This is a genomic window from Peribacillus sp. NPDC097224 (genome assembly GCF_044761985.1).
GTDB lineage: Bacteria > Bacillota > Bacilli > Bacillales > DSM-1321 > Peribacillus.
Map to the genome: position 1 here is coordinate 165,463 of NZ_JBIWDK010000008.1, position 445 is coordinate 165,907.

1 protein-coding gene is annotated in these 445 nt (G+C 46.7%); it reads left to right on the forward strand.

Annotation, left to right across the window (positions count from 1 at the left end; all coding sequences use genetic code 11):
• The coding region (locus ACIQXR_RS16240; protein WP_403080413.1) for an SH3 domain-containing protein at positions 1-445 on the forward strand (445 nt) is incomplete at both ends.

Genomic DNA, 445 nt, shown 5'->3' on the forward strand with positions numbered 1-445 from the left:
CACGGAATTAACCAAAGGCACCAAAGTAACGGTGTATTCAGAGTCAAAAGGCTGGGCGAAGATCAAAGCGAACAATAAGGAAGGCTATGTGAATACAGCCTACCTTTCCACAACGAAACCAGTCACGGCCAAACCAGCGTCCACTCCGGTTAAGACGACGACAAAATACGTGAATGTGAGCTCAGGCACGCTGAATATGCGGAAAAGTGGATCCGCGAGCGCGAAAATTGTCACGGAATTAACCAAAGGCACCAAAGTAACGGTGTATTCAGAGTCAAAAGGCTGGGCGAAGATCAAAGCGAACAATAAGGAAGGCTATGTGAATACGGCCTATCTTTCCACAAAGAAACCAGTCACGGCAAAACCAGCTTCCACTCCGGTTAAGACGACGACAAAATACGTGAATGTAAGTTCAGGTACGCTGAATATGAGGAAAAGTGGTTCG